At 69.2% G+C, this 1490-nt stretch carries 1 protein-coding gene; it reads left to right on the forward strand.

What is annotated here, in order from left to right; translation table 11 throughout:
- Window positions 1–69 precede the first annotated feature (69 nt).
- Window positions 70–1404, forward strand: a complete 1335-nt coding sequence (locus tag E2C06_RS36390; protein WP_133293374.1) for an IS1182 family transposase — start codon at window positions 70–72, stop codon at window positions 1402–1404.
- Window positions 1405–1490: the final 86 nt, after the last annotated feature.

The raw sequence follows: 1490 nt of genomic DNA on the forward strand, positions 1-1490 counted from the left end.
CTAGGAGCTCGTCCACGTAACGGCTGAAGAGGCTCGACAGGCGGATCGTGCGGTGATTCGCTCGGCGGCATGACGAAGAGCTTTCGGCCCTGGAAGGTGGACGAGGCCTGGTTGCTGCCGCCCTCGGTGCAGGAGTTCGTGCCTGAGGGACATCCCGCGCATCTGGTCCGTGACATCGTGGTGGAGGAGCTCGACCTCTCCGCCATTCTTGCCGCCTACACGGAGCCGAGGGGCTATCCGCCGTACCACCCGGCGATGATGGTGGCGTTGCTGCTCTACGGCTACAGCCGTGGCGTCTACTCGTCGCGGCGGATCGCACGGGCCTGCGAAGAGCGTCTCGACTTTCAGGCGGTGACGGCGCTGAACCGGCCGGACTTCCGCACCATCAGCGAGTTCCGCCGCCGCCATCTCGCGGCACTGGCCGAGCTCTTCGTGCAAGTCCTCGCCTTGTGCCGGCGCGCCGGCCTGGTCAGGCTCGGCCATGTCGCGGTGGACGGCACCAAGCTGCGGGCCAATGCCTCCAAGCACAAGGCCATGAGCTACGGCCGGATGGGCTCGGCCGAGGCCGAACTCGCCGTCGAGGTCGAGGTCGAGGGCTGGCTGGCGCAGGCGGAGGGCGCCGATACCGCGGAGGACGCCGCTCTCGGGGCTGACCGGCGCGGCGACGAGATGCCGGCCTGGATGCGCGACAAGCAGCGGCGCCTGGAGCGGATCCGGGCGGCCAAGGCGGGGCTCGAGGCCGAAGCACGGGCTGCCGAGGCTGCCAGGCCGGAAGCGGGGACCAAGGCCGACGGCTCGCCGCGTGGACGCCGGGGCCGCAAGCCGAAGCACCCGCCCGGCGTGCCGAAGCCCTCGGCACAGCGCAACTTCACCGATCCCGAGAGCCGGATCATGAAGGGCCGCGATGGCTTCGTGCAGGCCTACAACGCCCAGGCCGCGGTGGATGCGACCGCGCAGGTCATCGTGGCGCACCACCTGACCAACAGTGCAGCCGATCAGGACGCCTTGGGACCGCTGCTCGACGCGGTCACCGCCAACACCGAAACCACGCCCGTCGAGGTCTCAGCCGACAGCGGCTACTGCTCCGAGGCCAACCTGGCCGATCTCGCCAGCCGCGGGATCCGCGGCTACGTCGCCACCGGCCGCGCCAAGCACCCCGATGGCGGCGAGAAGCAGCGCCGAGGCCCACTGGTTTCGGCCATGCGCCAACGGCTCAGACGCGCAGGTCGACGCAGCCGCTACCGATTACGAAAGCAGGTCGTCGAACCCGTCTTTGGACAGATCAAGGGAGCACGAGGGTTTCGACAGTTCCTGCTCCGCGGCATTGAGAAGGTGAGGCACGAATGGGCGCTGGTCTGCACCGCCCATAACCTCACCAAGCTCGCCAGGGCAGCCGCTGCCTGACGCACAGCGGCGGCGCACATCGAAAGAGCGCCGCTCCGCCCCCAGCGGCATCAGTCCAAAATCCGGTTACCGGGACGGGCTCCTAG

The sequence above is a fragment of the Dankookia rubra genome (assembly GCF_004355005.1).
GTDB lineage: Bacteria > Pseudomonadota > Alphaproteobacteria > Acetobacterales > Acetobacteraceae > Paracraurococcus > Paracraurococcus ruber_A.